Origin of the sequence: Rhizobium cerradonense (assembly GCF_030182455.1) — a bacterium.
Lineage (GTDB): Bacteria > Pseudomonadota > Alphaproteobacteria > Rhizobiales > Rhizobiaceae > Rhizobium.
The window spans coordinates 322,582-339,956 of record NZ_JAQJCK010000006.1 but is presented as its reverse complement, the minus strand read 5'-3'; the positions used below and the strand labels follow the sequence as shown (position 1 = coordinate 339,956).

15 protein-coding genes are annotated in these 17,375 nt (G+C 61.1%); 3 read left to right on the top strand and 12 right to left on the bottom strand.

Annotated features, from left to right (window positions below; all coding sequences use genetic code 11):
- From PH547_RS16730 to PH547_RS16705, 6 genes are all read right to left on the bottom strand, one after another.
- The coding region (locus PH547_RS16730) for an NAD-dependent succinate-semialdehyde dehydrogenase (protein WP_285168905.1) at positions 1 to 1,380 on the bottom strand (1,380 nt) is incomplete at its 3' end.
- A 67-nt stretch (positions 1,381 to 1,447) separates the two neighbouring features.
- Positions 1,448 to 2,428 (bottom strand): 3,4-dihydroxyphenylacetate 2,3-dioxygenase, encoded by a 981-nt coding sequence (hpaD, locus tag PH547_RS16725; RefSeq protein WP_285168904.1) that lies wholly within the window; start codon positions 2,426 to 2,428, stop codon positions 1,448 to 1,450.
- Positions 2,429 to 2,458: 30 nt separating this feature from the next.
- Positions 2,459 to 3,976, bottom strand: coding sequence for a 5-carboxymethyl-2-hydroxymuconate semialdehyde dehydrogenase (hpaE, locus tag PH547_RS16720; RefSeq protein WP_283053133.1), 1,518 nt, complete (start codon positions 3,974 to 3,976; stop codon positions 2,459 to 2,461).
- A 40-nt stretch (positions 3,977 to 4,016) separates the two neighbouring features.
- Positions 4,017 to 4,403: a 5-carboxymethyl-2-hydroxymuconate Delta-isomerase gene (locus tag PH547_RS16715; protein WP_104826042.1), complete on the bottom strand. Its 387-nt coding sequence runs from the start codon at positions 4,401 to 4,403 to the stop codon at positions 4,017 to 4,019.
- Between the two features lie 113 nt (positions 4,404 to 4,516).
- The gene (locus PH547_RS16710) at positions 4,517 to 5,029 is read right to left on the bottom strand and encodes a flavin reductase (RefSeq protein WP_285168903.1); all 513 of its coding nucleotides are present in this window, start codon (positions 5,027 to 5,029) and stop codon (positions 4,517 to 4,519) included.
- A gap of 9 nt (positions 5,030 to 5,038) precedes the next feature.
- Positions 5,039 to 6,601: a 4-hydroxyphenylacetate 3-hydroxylase N-terminal domain-containing protein gene (locus PH547_RS16705; protein ID WP_285168902.1), complete on the bottom strand. Its 1,563-nt coding sequence runs from the start codon at positions 6,599 to 6,601 to the stop codon at positions 5,039 to 5,041.
- 95 nt (positions 6,602 to 6,696) lie between these two features.
- Here PH547_RS16705 and PH547_RS16700 point away from each other — a divergent pair, with 95 nt between their 5' ends.
- Positions 6,697 to 7,587, top strand: a complete 891-nt coding sequence (locus tag PH547_RS16700) for a helix-turn-helix domain-containing protein (protein WP_104826045.1) — start codon at positions 6,697 to 6,699, stop codon at positions 7,585 to 7,587.
- Positions 7,588 to 7,628: 41 nt separating this feature from the next.
- On the opposite strand, the gene PH547_RS16695 is transcribed toward PH547_RS16700, so the two are convergent.
- The 6 genes from PH547_RS16695 to PH547_RS16670 are packed head-to-tail and all read right to left on the bottom strand — an operon-like array spanning position 7,629 to position 13,991.
- A complete protein-coding gene (locus tag PH547_RS16695) occupies positions 7,629 to 8,639 on the bottom strand; it encodes a phosphotransferase enzyme family protein (RefSeq protein ID WP_285168901.1) in 1,011 nt (336 codons plus the stop codon).
- Between the two features lie 8 nt (positions 8,640 to 8,647).
- Positions 8,648 to 9,931, bottom strand: coding sequence for an aspartate aminotransferase family protein (locus PH547_RS16690; protein ID WP_285168900.1), 1,284 nt, complete (start codon positions 9,929 to 9,931; stop codon positions 8,648 to 8,650).
- 2 nt (positions 9,932 to 9,933) lie between these two features.
- Positions 9,934 to 11,289 (bottom strand): aspartate aminotransferase family protein, encoded by a 1,356-nt coding sequence (locus tag PH547_RS16685; protein ID WP_285168899.1) that lies wholly within the window; start codon positions 11,287 to 11,289, stop codon positions 9,934 to 9,936.
- A 16-nt stretch (positions 11,290 to 11,305) separates the two neighbouring features.
- On the bottom strand, positions 11,306 to 11,956 hold the full coding sequence (locus PH547_RS16680; RefSeq protein WP_285168898.1) for an HAD family hydrolase: 651 nt from the start codon (positions 11,954 to 11,956) through the stop codon (positions 11,306 to 11,308).
- Complete coding sequence (locus tag PH547_RS16675) at positions 11,953 to 13,206, bottom strand: Tm-1-like ATP-binding domain-containing protein (protein WP_104826050.1); 1,254 nt, start codon at positions 13,204 to 13,206, stop codon at positions 11,953 to 11,955. Before PH547_RS16675 ends, PH547_RS16680 begins: the two co-directional genes overlap by 4 nt.
- The gene (locus PH547_RS16670; RefSeq protein ID WP_260304620.1) at positions 13,206 to 13,991 is read right to left on the bottom strand and encodes an IclR family transcriptional regulator; all 786 of its coding nucleotides are present in this window, start codon (positions 13,989 to 13,991) and stop codon (positions 13,206 to 13,208) included. The genes PH547_RS16675 and PH547_RS16670 overlap by 1 nt, the downstream gene beginning before the upstream one ends.
- Before the next feature lie 315 nt (positions 13,992 to 14,306).
- Between PH547_RS16670 and PH547_RS16665 the strand changes: the two genes are divergently transcribed.
- Together PH547_RS16665 and PH547_RS16660 are read left to right on the top strand one after the other, a co-directional pair.
- A complete protein-coding gene (locus tag PH547_RS16665) occupies positions 14,307 to 15,761 on the top strand; it encodes an APC family permease (RefSeq protein WP_285168897.1) in 1,455 nt (484 codons plus the stop codon).
- 56 nt (positions 15,762 to 15,817) lie between these two features.
- Positions 15,818 to 17,296: an aldehyde dehydrogenase gene (locus PH547_RS16660; RefSeq protein ID WP_285168896.1), complete on the top strand. Its 1,479-nt coding sequence runs from the start codon at positions 15,818 to 15,820 to the stop codon at positions 17,294 to 17,296.
- The last annotated feature ends 79 nt before the right edge of the window (positions 17,297 to 17,375 follow it).

The following is a 17,375-nucleotide window of genomic DNA, read 5'->3' as shown; positions in this document are numbered from 1 at the left end:
GCCGAGACCGGAGAGTTTGACGCCGCCGAATGGCGCTTCGGCCGTCGAGATCAGGCCGGTATTGACGCCGACCATGCCGTATTCGAGCGCTTCTGCGACGCGGAAGACGCGGGCGAGATCCTTGGCATAGAAATAGGAGGCAAGACCGAATTCGGTGTCGTTGGCCTGGGCAATGACATCGGCCTCATCCTTGAAGCGGAAGAGCGGAGCCACCGGTCCGAAAGTCTCTTCCTTGGCGACAGCCATCGCCGGCGTGACATTGGCCAGTACGGTCGCCTCATAAAAGCGTCCGCCGAGCTGGTGGCGATGACCGCCGGCAACGACACGGCCGCCCTTGGAAAGCGCATCGGCGACATGCTCCTCGACTTTGGCAAGGGCTGCTTCGTCGATCAGCGGGCCGAGATTGATGCCTTCGTCGAAACCATTGCCGGTCTTCAGTGCGCCGACCGCCTTAGAGAGTTTTTCGGCAAAGGCGTCATAGACGCCGTCCTGCACATAGAGCCTGTTGGCACAGACGCAGGTCTGGCCGTTGTTGCGGAACTTGGCGATCAACGCGCCTTCGACGGCGGCATCGAGATCGGCATCGTCAAAGACGATGAAGGGCGCATTGCCGCCGAGCTCCAGCCCGAGTTTCTTGATGGTCGGCGCGCTCTGCCTGTAAAGCTCGGCGCCGACTTCGGTCGAGCCGGTGAAGGTGAGCTTGCGCACGACCGGGCTTGCGGTCATCTCGCCGCCGATGGCGCGGGCCGAGCCGGTCAATACACTGAACAAGCCCTTGGGCAGGCCGGCGCGTTCGGCAAGGACCGCAATCGCGATCGCCGAAAATGGCGTCTGCGAGGCCGGCTTCAACACCATGGCGCAGCCGGCGGCAAAGGCAGGACCGGCCTTGCGGGTGATCATCGCATTCGGGAAGTTCCAGGGAGTGATCGCCGCAACCACGCCGATCGGCTGCTTCATCACCAGAATGCGCTTGTCCTTCTGGTGGCCGGGAATGATGTCGCCATAGACGCGACGGGCTTCTTCGGCAAACCATTCGATGAAGCTGGCGCCATAGGCGATCTCGCCCTTGGCCTCGGGCAGTGGCTTGCCCTGTTCGGCCGTCAGGATGCGGCCGAGATCATCCTGGTTTTCCATCATCAGCTCGAACCAGCGCCTCAGGATGCCGGAGCGTTCCTTGGCGGTGCGGGCGGCCCATTCCTTCTGGGCGGCTTCGGCCGCGGCAATCGCCTTTTTGGTCTCGGCAGCGCCCAGATTGGGAACGTGGCCGATGATCTCACCGGTCGCCGGATTGTCGACCTTGATTGCGTTGTCCCCTGCCTCGATCCAGTCGCCACCAACCAATGCGGCCTGCCGGAACAATGTTGCGTCTTTCAAATGCATGACGGCCTCCTCGCATCGCGAAGGTTGATGAGAAACGGACGTTTTCGCCCGCTCTCAAAGCTAACGCTTAGGGCGCGATAATCGGCTGTGACTTCAAGTCAGGCTCGGCTACTTCAGCACCGGCGAACAGACTGCCATGCTCGAACCAGGATTTGGGAGCGGGTGCGCCCCACAGTGTCTGGCGCTGCGGGTCCTTGAGGTCCCACTTGATCGGCTCCAGATCGGGATCGACGGTCTGATAGTCCGAGCAATAGATCTCGATGCGATGGCCGTCCGGATCGAGGATGTACAGGAAGAAGGCGTTGGAGATGCCGTGACGTCCCGGACCGCGCTCGATATTGGCAACCCAGCCGGTGGTCGCCATCAGGTCGAGAAGGTCGATGATGTTGAGCGGCGTCGGCACCCAGAAGGCGGTGTGGTGGAGGCGCGGGCCACGGCCGTTGGTGAAGGCGATGTCATGGACGCCGCCCTTGCGATGCGTCCATGCGGCCCAGAGGCGGCCGGTTTCCTCATCCTCGGTATATTCGGTCACACGGAAGCCGAGTTCGTTATAGAAGGCGACGCTCTCGTCGACATTGGTCGAAAAGCAGTTGAAGTGGTCGATGCGCAGCGGCTTCACGCCCTTGTAGAGGGCATATTTCTGATGGATCGGCGGCAGGCGATCCATCTTCGAATAGAATTCGAGCGGGATGCCGTGGGGGTCGCGGGTGCGGAAGGTCCGCGCCTGGTAGGGACGCTCGACCCATTCGACCGGCAGGTCCTTGCCCTTGAAGAAATGCGCCGCCTTGTCGAGGTCCTCGTCACCGAAGACCTTGAAGCCGAGATCGCGGGCTTCGGCCTTGTCGGATTTCTTGAGCACGATGCAGTGGTGGCCGCGTTCCTCCATTGCCCGCAGGTAAATCGTGTCGGAGGTCTCGTCCGTCACTTGCAGGCCGAGCGTGTCGACATAGAAAGCACGGGACTTGGCAAGATCGGTGACGCCGAATTCGACATGGCTGAGGCGCACGATGTTGAAGGGCGGATAGAGATTGGGTTTCGGCAGGGGCATTTGTTCCTCCTCTTTATGCGTATTGGCGGCTCAGCCGCCGAGTTTCTGGATGGCGTGCGGCTTGGTGGCGAAGGCGACGTTCTTGGTTTCCATGTAGAAATCGAAAGACCAGTCGCCGCCGTCGCGGCCGATGCCGGAGCTCTTGACCCCACCGAAGGGGGTTGGCAGGTGGCGCACGTTTTCCGAATTCACCCAGATCATGCCGGCTTCGAGATGGTCGGTGAAACGGAAGGCGCGAGTGACGTCCGACGTCCAGAGATAGCCGGTCAGGCCATATTGGACGTCGTTGGCAAGGGCGAGCGCATCGGACTCATCCTTGAAGGGGATGGCAGTCAGCACCGGCCCGAAGATCTCTTCCTGGGCGATACGCATCTGGTTGTTGGCACCGGTGAACAGGGTGGGGGAGACATAGCAACCGCCGCCCGGGCCGTTGAGTTTCTCGCCGCCGGCCGCAAGTGTTGCACCTTCGGATCTGCCGATCTGGATATATTCCAGCACCTTCTGTTCATGCACGGGATGGATAAGCGGGCCAACGACCGTTTCTGGGTCCAGCGGATGGCCGACCTTGATGCGCTTGGCCTTCTCGGCGACGATCGCGGTGAACTTGTCGTAGACGCTTTCCTCGACCAGCAGGCGTGAGGAGGAGGTGCAGCGCTCGCCGTTCAGCGAATAGATCATGAAAACGGCGGCATCGGCTGCACGCTCCAGATCGGCATCAGCAAAGACGATGACCGGGTTCTTGCCGCCGAGCTCGAAATGCACCCGCTTCAGCGTGTCGGCGCCCTGCTTCATGATCATCGAGCCGGTGCGGCTTTCGCCGACGAAACCGATCGCCTTGATCAACGGATGCTCCGTCAGAGCGCGACCGGCATCCTCGCCGAAGCCGTTGACGAGATTCCAGACACCCTTCGGCAGGCCGGCTTCCTCAGCGATTTCCACCAGCAGGCGGGCCGTCAGCGGCGAGAATTCGGCCGGCTTATGGACGATGGTGCAGCCCGCGGCGAGCGCCGGCGCGATCTTCCAGGTCGACAGCATGAAGGGTGTGTTCCAGGGTGTGATGATGCCGACCGGGCCGATCGGCGTCCTAGTCGTCAGGTTGACCTGACTATCGGTACGCAGTGACTTGCCATCCCGGGCTTCTGGTGCGCGGTCGGCGAAAAAGCGGAAGTTCTCCGCCCCGCGCAAGGCGGCCTTGGCCATGAATTTCAGGGACTGCCCGGTATCCATGCATTCGACGAAGGCGATCTCCTCAGCACGGGCGACGATCGCGTCGGCAATCTTGTGCAGGAGCTTCTTGCGCGCATCGCCCGGCAGGGCAGCCCATTCGGCGAAGGCAGATCTCGCGGCCTTTGCGGCGCGGTCGATATCGGCGGCCTTGCCGCGGGCAACGGTGGCGAGCGGCTTCAAATCGACAGGCGAGATGGTCTCGAAGGTGGAACCATCATCACCCGGCACATCCTCGCCATTGATGCGGTTGAGTACGCCGCGATCCTTGAACCGGGCGAGAAAGCTTTCGGCCTTCGCGATGTTTTCCTGCAGTTTGGACATCGTCTATTCCTTTGGTGTTACGTCGTCCCGCGAAGGGGTGTCACTTGCCGCGTAGCCGCGGATGGATGGCGTTCTTCTTCCAGCTCAGCTCCGCGTCGATCTCGCGGATTTCCAGTGAGAGGGCGAAATGCGGCGTCTCGAAGAGAGGGGCGAGAACGTCGATTGCCGCGGCAAAGATCGCTTCGCCGGCCCGCTTCTTTTCGTCATCTGTGCGGCCTTTCCCGATGCGGAAGTTCAGATCGACGAAGGCGTTCTCGGGCAGCTTGTCGGCAATTGCGTAGTGATCGGCGCGAAAGGCGCGCACCCGCACGGCACCAACCTCGAAGAGGCCGGTTTCCAGAACCGTCTTCAACAGCAGCTCGCAGAGCGCACCAATGTCGGCGCGCCCCTCCAGATTGGCCGAATATTCTATGGCGAGATGTGGCATGGGTCCTCCCTGTCGCCGTCTCATAATTAACATGTTAAATATATGGGCGGCTGTCAAGCGGCTTTCGATGATTACGATTGCGGGAGTGGATGACGCATAGACTTCGGCGGCTCTTAGCCCCCGAAGCTGCCGGCCTGCGTCGGTACGTGTACGTAGTTACGATCGAAGTAGAGCAAGGCGTGACCATCCTTGCGCGAGCGAATGTCCACCACTTCGCCAATGAAGATATTGTGCGTGCCGATGAGGCGCGACTCAACCAGCCGACAGTCGAAGGAGACGATCGCGTCGGCGAGCGCCTGGTTGCCGGAGAGCAGGTCCGTCCACTCGGCAGCCGCATAGCGAGCTTCCATGTCGGATTGCTGGCCCGCAAAATAGCCGGCGAGTTCCTTGTGCTCGCCGGTCAGCACGTTGACGCAGAAACGACGGTTCTCAACGAAGAGCCCGCTCTGCGCCGAGCGGCTGTTCATGCAGATCAGAAGCGTCGGCGGCTCATCCGTGACGCTGCACATCGCCGTGGCGGTGAACCCGCCGCGCCCGGCAGGTCCGTTGGTGGTGATGACGTTGACCGGGGCGCAGACCCTGGCCATCGCATTGCGGAACTCGATTTTCGAGACTTGCTCCTCCATGGCCGTGCCTCATTCAGCCGCGTTGCGGGTGAGGATTGTTCTGTCGATCGGCGGCAACCACGTATCGCCGGTCCAGCCGTTTTCGTCGTAGTCGCTCATGCAGCGATCGACGAGCGCTTCCATCTCCCTGAGACGTCCGCCGCGCTCCGCGCCCTTCAGCACCTGCAGCCGGACCTCCTCCGGCGCGCCGGCGTAGTTGAGTTCGTAAAGAGCGTGGCGTCCACCGAATTCGGTGCCGGTCGCGTCCCAAAGCAGTTTCATGATCTTGATGCGTTCGATATGGCCCATATCGTTCGAGCCGCGGACATATTGCGCGAGATAGCGGTCGATCTCCGGATTGCCGAAGTCCTTGGCCGAGGAGGGAAGATAGATCAGACCAGAGGCGACAACCTTGCGCACGGTTTCGATGACGCGTGGATAGGCCTCCGACATGAAGGTCCGGTAGGAAAGCGCCGCCTCCATGTTCGGCAGCACCGCGCCGTTCGCCCAGGACTGCGGATTGTAGGCCATGGCATTGGAGAAGGACCAGAACATGTGGCGAAGCGCGATGACTTCGCCGAGCGCCGCCTGATTGCCACGGAAGGCATCGCCGCCGGTGGCGCGCAGTGCCTTGGCGAGCAGGCCGGCCAGGAAGTCGAGCTTGACGGCAAAGCGCGTGCAACCCTGGAAGCAGTAGCCGTGCATGAAGCCGGAGGCCGGATGGAACGACAGGATCTTGGCGGCATCGCGAAGGACGAGCACGTCCTCCCAGGGAACGAACACATTGTCGAGCACCAGGATCGCATCGTTTTCGTCGAAGCGCGAGGATAAGGGATAGTCGAAAGGCTGACCGACGGTGTTGGCGGTTTGTTCGTAGGAGACGCGGCAGAACATCTTTATGCCAGGCGCATTCATCGGCACGATGAACATCACCGACAATGAAGGGTCTTCCGTCACCGTCGCCGAGCTTTGGGCGAGAAAATTATAGTGGGTGAGCGCCGAGGAGGTTGCCACCACCTTGGCACCGGAAACATATATGCCGGCATCGGTTTCCTTGGTGATGTGGACGAAGACATCTTTGACGGCATCGGCGGGCTTGTGGCGATCGATCGGCGGATTGACGATCGCGTGGTTCATGAAAAGAACGGATTCCTGCGCGCGCTTGTGCCAGGAAAGCGCATTGTCCTTGAATGGTCCGTACCAGTCGGCATTGGCACCGAGCGTGTTCATGAGGGCGGCCTTATAGTCGGCGGTGCGGCCCATCCAGCCATAGGACATGCGCGCCCAGTCGGCGATGGCGCCCTGCTGGGCGACGAGCTCGGCAGAGGATTTCGCGACCCGGAAATATTTGTGGGTGTAGCCGCCCGAGCCGGTATCGGTCGGTGAGGTCAGACGCTCCTTCGTCTTTTCGTCATGCAGGGCGTCGTACATCCGCGCGATGGAGCGAGCGGAATTGCGCATCGACGGATGAGCGGTGACATCGGCAATTCGCTCGCCGTTGATATAGACCTCACGCCCGTCGCGCAGGCTGGCGAGATATTCGGCGCCGGTAAATGGACGGGTGCTGTCCCCGCGGTGGTCTTCAGCTCGCATGTCGCGTTCCTCCCTTGAAATGTTGATAAAAGCTAGATCGGGAGAGCCATCGGGACCATGGACAAAGAGGGCAATTCGCTTGTACTTTTTGCGGCATGGTTGCGAGAAATGATATTCCATCCTTCTTCGTCTACGGCGAACCCGCCCGTGAACTCGACGTCGGTTTCCTCCACGTCGAGACGGTTATGGACCGGAAAAGCGAGCATTTCGGCCATGTTGCTCCACACCAGCACCCATTGATGGGACAAATAACCTATTGGTTCGAGGGTGGAGGCACCTACCGGATCGAGGACGAGACTTGGAATTTTTCGGCTCCGGCCATCAGTTTTGTGCCGAGCCGTGTGGTGCACGGTTTCGATGTCGGCGAACAGTCAGATGCTATTGTCGTCTCGGTCTCCGATGATCTTCTGCGAGCCATGGCTCCCCAGGTGGATCTCAGCCTCGACGTGCCGATGCTGCTCAAAGGAGAGAGCGCCGATCCCACGTGGACAAGGATGGGTTTGCTTCTCACGATGATTGCTGATGAATACCGCGCCGGTGCAAGTGCCAGCGAGAAGGTGCTGGTCAGTTTAGTGTCGGTCGTGCTGTCGCTGATGGCACGCCTCGGCGGAGCAGGCGGCCTCGATACGGCGTCACCGACCGTGGCCTTGGGAATGGCACTGCGCCGGGCTATTGACCAGCACTACAAGAAGGATTGGCCGGTCGGGCGCTATGTCGATCTGCTGGCGACGACGCCACATTTGCTCGACAAGGCGGCGCGTGAAGTCTTTGGGCATACCGTCAAGGAAACGCTGCTTGATCGAAGACTGCTTGAGGCCAAGCGGTTGTTGAAATTTACCATCCGTCCGGTCGAGGACATCGGCCGCGAGGTCGGATTCGAGGATCCCGCCTATTTCTCCCGTTTCTTCCGCAAACGCACCGGTGAAGCGCCGGCCGCCTGGCGTCGGCGACATCTGCAGCCGGAGACCGGCCCGTCGGGGACCTGAGGGTCGCAGACCTTCAGCCCGTTACCTGATGATCGAGCCTGTCACCGCTGGGAGAGCCCCTCGGCAAGCTCCAAGGACTCTGCAACATAGCGCGCCAGACGCTCCTTCGCTTCCGATGCGGTCACGCGGCTGCTGGCCCAGCCAATATAGGTAAGGCTCCGCAGCAGCAGAAAGAGGGGAAGGGCTTCGAGCGCCGCATCCGACAGTGGCCGTCGTCTGCGATATCCCTCGATAAGCGATGCGCTGATCAGCCCGAAATCCGGCTCCCGCCGGTTCCTGAGAAGTGCCGTGGCGATATCGAACATGCGCCAGCCGTAGCCGGCATCATCGAAATCGATCAGCTCGACATGATCGGGACCCACAAGAACATTTTCGCGGACGAGATCCGCATGGATAAGTCCGTAATCGAGCCCGGATATTGCCGCCGATCTCAGGCTGTCGATGAGTAGCGGCCGGAGTGTGGCAAGCCGATTTGCCGCCTCTGGCGCCAGCCCGGGACAATCCCAGAAACGCCCCCAGAGGGGGCTTTCCCCGAGTAAACCGTCGAAATCCCATGCAGGCCGCACAAACGACGGCGGTGGTGTCCAGCGGTCGGAGATATTGTGAAGCTCAGCCATTGCCTCGCCGAGATGGCCGAAGATCGCTTCAAGGCGCAGACGCGAGTGGTGAAGCGGCGTGCCGGAACGGCCCAGCTCTTCGCCATCCATCCAGCTTACGATATCGGCCTGCTGGGTGAAAAAGTACGGCGTAGCGGCCAGGGTCACCAGATTGCGCCCGTCAATGGTCGGGATCGGGGCTGGCACGCGTAGTCCGCCAGCCTTCAAAGCCGCCATCCATTGCAGTTCGGAGGCGAGAGCGCGGTCGTCATGATAACCGGGACGATGCAGTCGCAAGACCGCGGGCGTGCCATCGGCCATCCGGATCCTGAATACCGCATTCTCGCGGAATTTCAGCAGTTCCGGCGTTTGGTCCGCCAGTCCCCAATGGACGAGCGCTTCCTTGGCTCTTGCACAGAGATCATCCGCAGGCGCGGCAAAGTCGTGTTCGGCCATGGGGCAGCTCACAGGCCTGCCAGCACGTCATCGAAGATCGACAACATGAAGTCGGCATTGTCCTTCGAAAACGGCATGGGCGGGCGGATCTTCGTGGCGCATTGGTGAATGCCGATTTTGCCCATCAGCACACCGCGTTCACGCATGGCGTTGACGATCCGAGTCGCCTCAGCGACGGCCGGCTCCTTCGTCTGCCTGTCCAGCACGAATTCGGTGCCCATGAAGAGACCGCTGCCGCGCACGTCGCCGATGATCGAATACTTCTGCGCGAGCTGCTTGAAGGCATCGCGCGTATATTCGCCGACATTGCGGGCATTCTCGATGAGGTTCTCGTCCTCGATGACATCAAGCACGGCCATTGCCGCCGCACAGGAGACTGGATTGCCGCCGAAGGTGTTGAAGTAGCGGAACGCCTTTCGGAAGGCATTTATCATATCGACATTGGCAATGACGCCGCCGACCGGATGGCCGTTGGCCATCGGCTTGCCGAGCGTCACGATGTCGGGAACGATGCCGGCGTGCTGATGGCCCCACATATGCGAGCCGGTGCGGCCGAAACCGGGTTGCACCTCGTCGGTAATGACGAGACCGCCGGCCTTGCGCACGGCTGCGACCGTCCTGTCCAGAAAACCTGGCGGTAGGTCCGGAAAACCTTCATTGGCGAAGAACGGATCGATGATGATGGCCGAAAAGCCGTGTGGGCTGTCCTGAAGCGAGGCGATCGCCTTCTCGACCTCGGCCGCGAAGGCCGTCGCGAAGGCATCGCCGCCTTCTCCGCCGAGCGGACGATAGCCGTCCGGCGCCGGCACATGCCGGACATGACCGCCGAAGCCGCCGACCGGCGGCATGCGGGTCGATAGCTGAGACACGGCAGTCGTGTTGCCGTGATAAGTATGGTTCGTGGCGATGACGCCCGTCTTGCCGGTAACGGCCTGGGCCATGCGCAGCGCCACATCGTTCGCTTCGCTGCCCGTGCAGGTCAGGATCGCAGCATTCAGGCTCTCGTCGAAAGTGGCGGTCAGCCGCTCGACATAATCGAGAATGCCTTCATGCAGGTAGCGCGTATGCGTGTTCAGCATCGAGGCCTGCCGCGTGATCGCCTCGACTACGTGGGGATGGCAATGGCCGACATGCGGCACATTGTTGTAGCAATCGAGATACTTGCGGCCATCGGCGTCCCAAAGCCAGACGCCTTCCCCGCGCACCAGATGCACAGGGTCGTCGTAGAAGAGCGACATGTTCCGGCCTAAAAGCCGTTCGCGACGCGCGATCAGGGCTGCATTGTCGGACATGATCAGCCCCTCGCCGCGGCAAGACCTGCGTCGAGCGCGGTCAGGATGGTCTGAACATTCTCCGCCGTAACGATGAGCGGCGGCGACATGATGACGTTGGCGCCCGAGGTGCGGATCAGAACGCCGGCGTCATAGGTTGCGTCCTGAACCTTCTGGATGACGTCTTTGGCGGCACTGCTCTTCTTCTTCCGGTCGCTGACGAGCTCGAGGGCGCACATCAGGCCCTTGCCGCGCACGTCGCCCACTAGCTCATGCTTGTCCTGCAGCCTCTTTAGCCCGGCCAGCAGCTCTTCGCCACGTGCCGCGGCATTGGCGGCGACGTTGAGGCGCCTGGTTTCCTTCAATGTGGCAAGGGCTGCGGCGGCACCGACCGGGTGGCCGGAATAGGTGTAGCCGTGGCCGATGCTGCCGACAGCGTTCTTGTTGCTTTCGAAGACTTGTACCACCTTGTCCGCGATCATCACGGCGCCGAAGGGGAAATAGCCGTTGGTGATGGCCTTTGCCGTCGACATCAGATCCGGCTGCACTCCCCAGAGACGCGATCCGGTCCAGGCGCCGGTGCGACCGAAAGCGGTAATGACCTCGTCGGCGATCAGCAGGATGCCGTGTCGATCGCAGATCTCGCGCATCAGCGGTAGGAAGGTCTCGTGCGGAACGATGACGCCGCCGGCGCCGAGCACCGGCTCAACGATCAGCGCCGCGATGGTATCGGCGCCCTGGAAGGCGATTTCATCCTCGAAGAGCCTGCCGATCGCAGCCGCAATCTCCGCGCCGTCGGTCGTGTTGAAGGGGTTACGATAGGTGAAGGGGGCGGGCAGGTGAATGACGCCTGGAAGCAGCGGCTCGTAATTGCGGCGGAAATTCTGGTTGCCGTTGACGGAGGCACCACCGAAATGCGTGCCGTGATAACCCTTCTTCAGCGCAACGAACTTGGTGCGCTCCGGCTCGCCGTTGATCTTGTGGTACTGGCGCGCCAGCCGCAGGCAGGTCTCGACCGAATCCGAGCCGCCCGAGGTGAAGAAGGAGCGGCTCAACCCATCCGGCTTGAACCATTCGGCGAGCTCGTAGGAGAGTTCGATCAGCGGCGAGTTCGTCGTGCCGCGGAAGGTCGAATAATAGGGCAGCTCGTCAAGCTGGTCGCGGATTGCCTTTTTCACCGGCTCGCAGGAATAGCCGAGATTGACGTTCCAGAGGCCGCCGACTGCGTCCAGCACCTTCCTGCCCTGAATATCGACGATTTCGACGCCTTCGCCGGCATTGATGATGCGCGGCGGGTTGGCCTGCATTTCCGCAGGGTGGGCCATCGGATGCCAGAGGTGGCGGGCGTTGTTTTCGATGATGAAATTGGTTTCACGCATGTCGATTCCTCTTGGTTCAGAGCCCCAGCATGGCAAGTGCGCGGGCGTAGCTTTCAGCGGGCCGGGTCACGTCGAAATGCACGTGAGGCAGGTTCACGGCTTCGGCGCCTTCGATGTTTTTCCTCTGATCGTCGACGAAGACGCAGGCCTCGCGCGGCAAATCGAGCTCGGCAAGAACGAGCTCATAGGAGCGCGGATCGGGCTTGAGGATCTTGGTGTAAGTGGCATCGACAATGACGTCGAAGAGCTCGATCAGCGGAAAGCGCTGGCGGAATTCGACGCCGTAGAAGAGGTCGAGCTCGTTTGACAGGATTGCCAGCTTGAGACCTGCCTCCTTCGCACGCAGGATGGCGTCGCGCGCTTCCGGGCGCAGAACAAGCTCCGGCTCGGCGCCGCGCGCGCGGCGTACGAAGGTCTGCATATCCGTCCAGTTTTCGCCGACTAGCTTGCCGACTTCGCCGGCGCGCCTGAGCCAATAGTCGCGTTCGGTGATTTCGCGGTTCTGCATCGCAACCCAGAGCGCGTCCGTGGTCGCATCGAATGGCCCGAGCCAGGTCAGCGATCCCTTGGGAAGGTCGAGCGTGCGTTCGGTAATATCATGCGTTTCGAAAAGGGTGCGGGTAACGACGCCGCCGAAGTCGAGGATAAGCGCGCGGTCTTGTGTCATGGCCGTCCCTCCGGAATGACGCCCTCGGCGACCCATTGGTCGAAGATGGCGAGTGCCGCAGCCGAAAAAGCCGGCGCGTTGATATGGGCATCGACCTCCTGCAGGGTGACAGAAGACGGTACGGCGCGGCGCATCTCATCGAGGAAGGCGTCCAAGCCCTCCGGATCATGCAGCGGCTCATCCGGCTTGTCCCATTCCTGCAGCCCTTCGGTCGGCAGGAGGAAGGCGACCTTTGCTTCGGCGCGTTTCAGTTTTTCCCCGATCAATCGGGCGACTTCCCGTCTGCCCTCTGGCGACGTGGTCACCGATCCGATCAGCCGATTGTGGGCGTGATAGGGACGATCGGCAAAAATCTCCGGCAGGGCCTGCCACGCCTGAAGATCGACCATGTCGACAGCGCCGGGGGCGACGATCTGCGGAATGCCGGCGCGTCCGGCATTTTCCAGCCTGTCCGGCCCGGAAGTGACGACAGTGCCGTAGTGATGGTTGCTGACTTCCTGAATGCAGAAATCGAAAACGGCGGCAAAGTCGCCCTGGGAAGCGATGGCTTCATAGGCGCGTCCACCCATGCCGGTGGCATGGAATACGGCGACGTCATAGCCGCGCTTTTCCAGCTCAGGCCGCAGATATTTCATATATTTCAGGCAGGACGAGCCGAGCGAGGTCATGCCGACGAGCGGCCGTTTGCGATCGGGTCTGCTTCCGTGTTTTGCCGCACCGACGACCGCGCCGCAGGCTTGCGAGAGGACAGAACGGCAGATGCTGTTGAGGCCGTAGAGACCGCCGGCCCACAGGATCATCATCAGGTCGGGCGCAATGCGTTCGGGCGGGATAAGGTGAGAATAGGCGATGGTCGAAACCACGAATTTCGGGACGCCGAGCGGCAGGACTGCGGCGACGTCGAGCGCCAGATCCGTCCCCATGGAGCCGCCGAGCACGATGACGCCGTCGACCAATCCGTCTTCGTGAAGGCGCCCGGTCAGTGCTGCCGCGCCCTTTGCCATGGCTGCCATGGCGCTGTTTTCATCGCCGCTTTCGGCGATTGCCGCGATTGTAGTTTCAGCGGCCTTGGCGACGTCATGCTTGGAATAATCAGGACTATAGGGCGGATCGCCGAGAATGCTGACATCGACCATGATTGGCTGGCCGCCGGCTTCCGCGATGACGGACGCCATGAATTGCAGTTCGTCACATTTGGTGTCACCGGTTCCGATGACGAGTATCTTTGGCGAGGGAGCCTCCGGGCTCATCAATCTGTCCTCCTGATTTTTGCAATGGTTCCCATGGGTCTTTCCGACCCGTAATATTTTTCTGAGATCGCATTGGCCGCAGCGACTGCCTGCGCGCCAAATTCGTGGATGGCTACCTTCGTCGTGCGTGAGAGCGGGGCGGCGACCGCCACGCAGCCGATGGGATGGCCATTGGGCGTGCGGACCGGCGCGGCCGCGCTGATGACGCCGGCCTCTAAACCCTGATGACTGATGGAAAAGCCGCGTGCTGCCGTCTCATCGAGCATCGCACGCACCAGCAGGGGATCGACGATGGTATGGTCCGTAAATTTCTCGAGCGGCTTTTGGAGAGCCGCGTCGATCTCTGAGCGTGGAGAGAAGGCCAGAAAGGCAAGACCGGACGCCGTGGCATGAAAGGGCAGGAGGCTGCCGACATCGATGATGATGCGGTGGGCGCGGGGCGAATCTTCCACATGGATGGTCGAAAGCCGTCCTCCCGAAAATTCCGAAAGATGCACCGTCTCAGTCGATGTTTCGGCGAGCGACTTGATGAACGGGATCGCGACCCGCAGAAAAGGAAAGCGTGCTTCGCGAATGCGTGCGAGGCGAACCGGCGCCGAGCCGATGCGATAGCGGCGCGTATCCTGATCCTGCTCCACGAAGCCGTGCCTTTCCAGCTCCACCAGAAAGCGTCGCGCTGTTGCCTTGTCCAGCGCGCACAGGCGGGCGATGTCGGTCAGGCCCGCCTCCTTGTCCAGCCGTGACAGGGTATCCAGCAATGAAAGCGCCTTTCCGATCGTGCTCATCGTTCCTCCTCTTGGGTGGTCGGGTTCTGATTTCCTGTGTCCGGCCGAAGCTTTCCCTCAAATCAGGTCGCGACCTTGCGCCGCGGCACGATAGCAGCGACCCAAGATACTTAACATGCGAAATAACTTGACAGAGGCCGGGAATGTTTGCAAGTCTATATTTGAAGCTGCGGTTCAAATAATGAACCATAAGCGCTGACGGCGGCAAAATCAACAAAAGCCCAAACCCCCGCTCGTCAGTCCGGTTCTGGTGGAGGTCGCCTGCGCGCAATCGCAGCGATGATCGGATATTCTCAACAAGGGGAACGAACGAAGATGAATACGCAAAATTCGCAGGGCGCGGCTGAAAACCAGTTGCGCAAAAACAGTCTCGGCGTAGGTGCCGTCACCTTTCTGGTGGTTTCGGCCGCAGCGCCGCTGACCGCCGTTGCTGGCGGCGTGCCGCTTTCGATGATGCTTGGCAACGGGCCGGGGATACCGCTCACCTTCCTGCTGGTGACAGGCATTCTGCTGCTGTTTGCTGTTGGTTACGTCGCCATGGCGCGCCATATCCGCAATGCCGGCGCCTTTTATGCCTATACGGCCCAGGGTCTTGGCGGCCTCATGGGCGGCGCGGCCGCGCTGATCGCCATTCTCGCTTATAATGCCATGCAGGTCGGCGTTCTCGGCCTTTTCGGCGCAGCGACCAAGGGTTTCTTTGCCGAGCAGCTCGGCCTTGACCTTCCCTGGTGGGTCTGGAGCTTCGTCGGTATCGCCTTCGTCGCCGTTTTTGGCTACCGCCGCGTCGATCTATCGGCCAAGGTGCTGACGGTGCTCGTCATTCTCGAATATCTGGTCGTCCTCGTCATCGACGCCGCGATCTTCGTCAAGGGCGGCGACGCCGGCCTTTCCGCTGCGTCGTTTACGCCGGCGGCCTTCTGGAGCGGAACGCCGGCCATCGGCCTCTTGTTCTGCTTTGCCGCCTTCATCGGCTTTGAAGCGACGACCATTTATAGCGAAGAGGCCCGTGAGCCGGAAAAGACCGTGCCGCGCGCGACCTATATCTCCGTTCTCATCATCGGTCTCTTCTATATGCTGACTTCATGGCTGATGGTGGATGGCGCAGGCGTCGACAAGCTGGTTCCGGCGTTACAGGGTCTTGCCGATCCGACCACGTTCCTCTTCGGCCTTGCCGAGCGCTATGTCGGTCACTGGATCACCGTCGTGATGAGCGTTCTCTTCATCACCAGCCTGTTTGCCGGCATTCTCGCCTTCCACAATGGCGTGGCGCGTTACATGTATGTCGCCGGTCGCGAGGGTCTGCTGCCGAAGTCGGTCGGGGTCACGCATCCGGTCTTCCAGAGCCCGCATGTCGGCTCGATCATCCAGACCGTTATTGCCGTGCTCGTCGTCGCACTCTTTGCAGCGACGGGTCAGGATCCGGTGCTGGCACTCTTCTCCTGGCTCACCAATGTCGCCACGCTGGCAATCATCCTGCTGATGGCGTTCACGGCCTTCTCGATCGTGGTGTTCTTCAGCCGTAATCCGGGGCTTGAGCGCAATGTGCTTGTCATCAAGGTGCTGCCGATCGTGACGGGGCTGATCCTTCTGGCGCTCGTCTACTACATCTCGGCGAATTTCGGTGCGATCGCCGGTGCCAACGGCGTACTTGCCGTGTTGCTGCCAGGTCTGGTGCTGATCGCGGCGATCATCGGATTCATCGCCGCGGCGCGTCTGAAGTCTTCGGATGCGGCAGGCTATGCCCGCCTTGGTGCCGGCCAGGAAGCCTGAAGCAGTTCCAATCGCGGTGGCGGGGAAACCCGCCACCCTCTTTGTGAGACAATGAGATGCAAGACAAGATCGACCAGCTCCGGACACTATCCGTTTCCCCGCAGGCATTGTTCATCGGCGGCGCATGGCGCCAGCCGGTCAGCAGCGCCACGATGGATGTCATTTCCCCGATCGATGGAACGAGGCTGACCACCATCGCCGATGCCGGTAAGGAGGATGTCGATCTTGCGGTCAAGGCTGCACGGCATGCTTTCGAAAAGGGCAGTTGGTCGAAGGCGGCGCCGGCGGAACGCAAGAAGGTGCTGCTGAAGATTGCCGAGCTGATCGAAAAGAATGCGCTTGAACTCGCCGTGCTCGGCGTGCGCGATAACGGCACGGAAATCTCGATGGCGCTGAAGGCCGAGCCCGGCAGTGCCGCAGGCACCTTCCGCTATTATGCCGAGACGATCGACAAGGTTTATGGCGAAATCGCTCCGACGGCGGAGAATATTCTGGGTCTCGTTCATCGCGAGCCGATCGGCGTCGTCGCTGCCATCGTGCCGTGGAATTTCCCGATGATGATCGGCGCCTGGAAGATCGCCCCGGCACTCGCTGCTGGCAATTCCGTCGTGCTGAAGCCCGCCGAAGGCGCATCGCTGACGCTTCTCAAGCTTGCCGAAATTTGCGCCGAAGCCGGATTGCCAGAAGGCGTGTTCAATGTCGTCACCGGGCGCGGCGCGGTCTGCGGCGAGGCCCTGGGGCTGCACATGGATATCGACGTGCTCGCCTTCACCGGTTCCGGCTCGATCGGGCGGCGTCTCCTGGAGTATTCCGCGCGCTCAAACCTGAAGCGGGTCTATCTCGAACTCGGCGGCAAATCTCCGAACATCGTCTTTGCGGATGTGCCGGATATGGATGAAGCGGCCAAGGTCTCGGCCTATGGGATATTCCGAAATGCGGGGCAGGTTTGCGTCGCGGGATCGCGGCTGCTTGTGGAGAAATCGATCCATCAGGCGTTTGCAGAGAAACTCGTAGGGGTCGCGGAGACGATGAAGGTCGGCGATCCTCTGCAGTTCTCTACCGAGATCGGCGCGGTCTCCAGCGAAGCGCAGCTCAGCAAAGATCTTGGCTATGTCGAGCAAGCTCTCGTCGAAGGAGCTTTTTTGCGTACGGGCGGAAAGCGCATTCTGGGGGAGACGGGGGGCTTCTACATGCAGCCCACTGTCTTCGATGTCAGGCCCGACATGACGCTGGCGAGGGAGGAGGTCTTCGGCCCCATTCTGTCGATCATACCCTTTGAGAGCGAGGCCGAAGCTTTGGAGATTGCCAACGCCACCGATTATGGTCTCGCCTCGGCGGTATGGACCTCGAACCTTTCGCGAGCGCACCGCATGATCCGCAACATCCGCGCCGGGGTGGTGCATGTGAATACCTATGGCGGGGCTGACAACACCGTACCCCTCGGCGGCGTCAAGCAGTCAGGCAACGGTCACGATAAGTCTTTGCATGCGCTCGATAAATACGTCGATCTGAAGACTGCGTGGATCAAACTCTGAGGTTCATGCAGGAAAGATGCTGTCGGGCGTTGGGTTGGTGCCCGACAGCGCGCAAAGATTGGAGTCCACCGTCATTCCT

What these genes read in the sequence shown, in the direction of transcription:
- hpaD (WP_285168904.1), bottom strand. Translation starts at nt 2,428, where the DNA reads ATGCCCCTGCCGAAACCCAATCTCTATCCGCCCTTCAACATCGTGCGC.
- hpaE (WP_283053133.1), bottom strand. Translation starts at nt 3,976, where the DNA reads ATGTCCAAACTGCAGGAAAACATCGCGAAGGCCGAAAGCTTTCTCGCC.
- PH547_RS16715 (WP_104826042.1), bottom strand. Translation starts at nt 4,403, where the DNA reads ATGCCACATCTCGCCATAGAATATTCGGCCAATCTGGAGGGGCGCGCC.
- PH547_RS16710 (WP_285168903.1), bottom strand. Translation starts at nt 5,029, where the DNA reads ATGGAGGAGCAAGTCTCGAAAATCGAGTTCCGCAATGCGATGGCCAGG.
- PH547_RS16705 (WP_285168902.1), bottom strand. Translation starts at nt 6,601, where the DNA reads ATGCGAGCTGAAGACCACCGCGGGGACAGCACCCGTCCATTTACCGGC.
- PH547_RS16700 (WP_104826045.1), top strand. Translation starts at nt 6,697, where the DNA reads ATGGTTGCGAGAAATGATATTCCATCCTTCTTCGTCTACGGCGAACCC.
- PH547_RS16695 (WP_285168901.1), bottom strand. Translation starts at nt 8,639, where the DNA reads ATGGCCGAACACGACTTTGCCGCGCCTGCGGATGATCTCTGTGCAAGA.
- PH547_RS16690 (WP_285168900.1), bottom strand. Translation starts at nt 9,931, where the DNA reads ATGTCCGACAATGCAGCCCTGATCGCGCGTCGCGAACGGCTTTTAGGC.
- PH547_RS16685 (WP_285168899.1), bottom strand. Translation starts at nt 11,289, where the DNA reads ATGCGTGAAACCAATTTCATCATCGAAAACAACGCCCGCCACCTCTGG.
- PH547_RS16680 (WP_285168898.1), bottom strand. Translation starts at nt 11,956, where the DNA reads ATGACACAAGACCGCGCGCTTATCCTCGACTTCGGCGGCGTCGTTACC.
- PH547_RS16675 (WP_104826050.1), bottom strand. Translation starts at nt 13,206, where the DNA reads ATGAGCCCGGAGGCTCCCTCGCCAAAGATACTCGTCATCGGAACCGGT.
- PH547_RS16670 (WP_260304620.1), bottom strand. Translation starts at nt 13,991, where the DNA reads ATGAGCACGATCGGAAAGGCGCTTTCATTGCTGGATACCCTGTCACGG.
- PH547_RS16665 (WP_285168897.1), top strand. Translation starts at nt 14,307, where the DNA reads ATGAATACGCAAAATTCGCAGGGCGCGGCTGAAAACCAGTTGCGCAAA.
- PH547_RS16660 (WP_285168896.1), top strand. Translation starts at nt 15,818, where the DNA reads ATGCAAGACAAGATCGACCAGCTCCGGACACTATCCGTTTCCCCGCAG.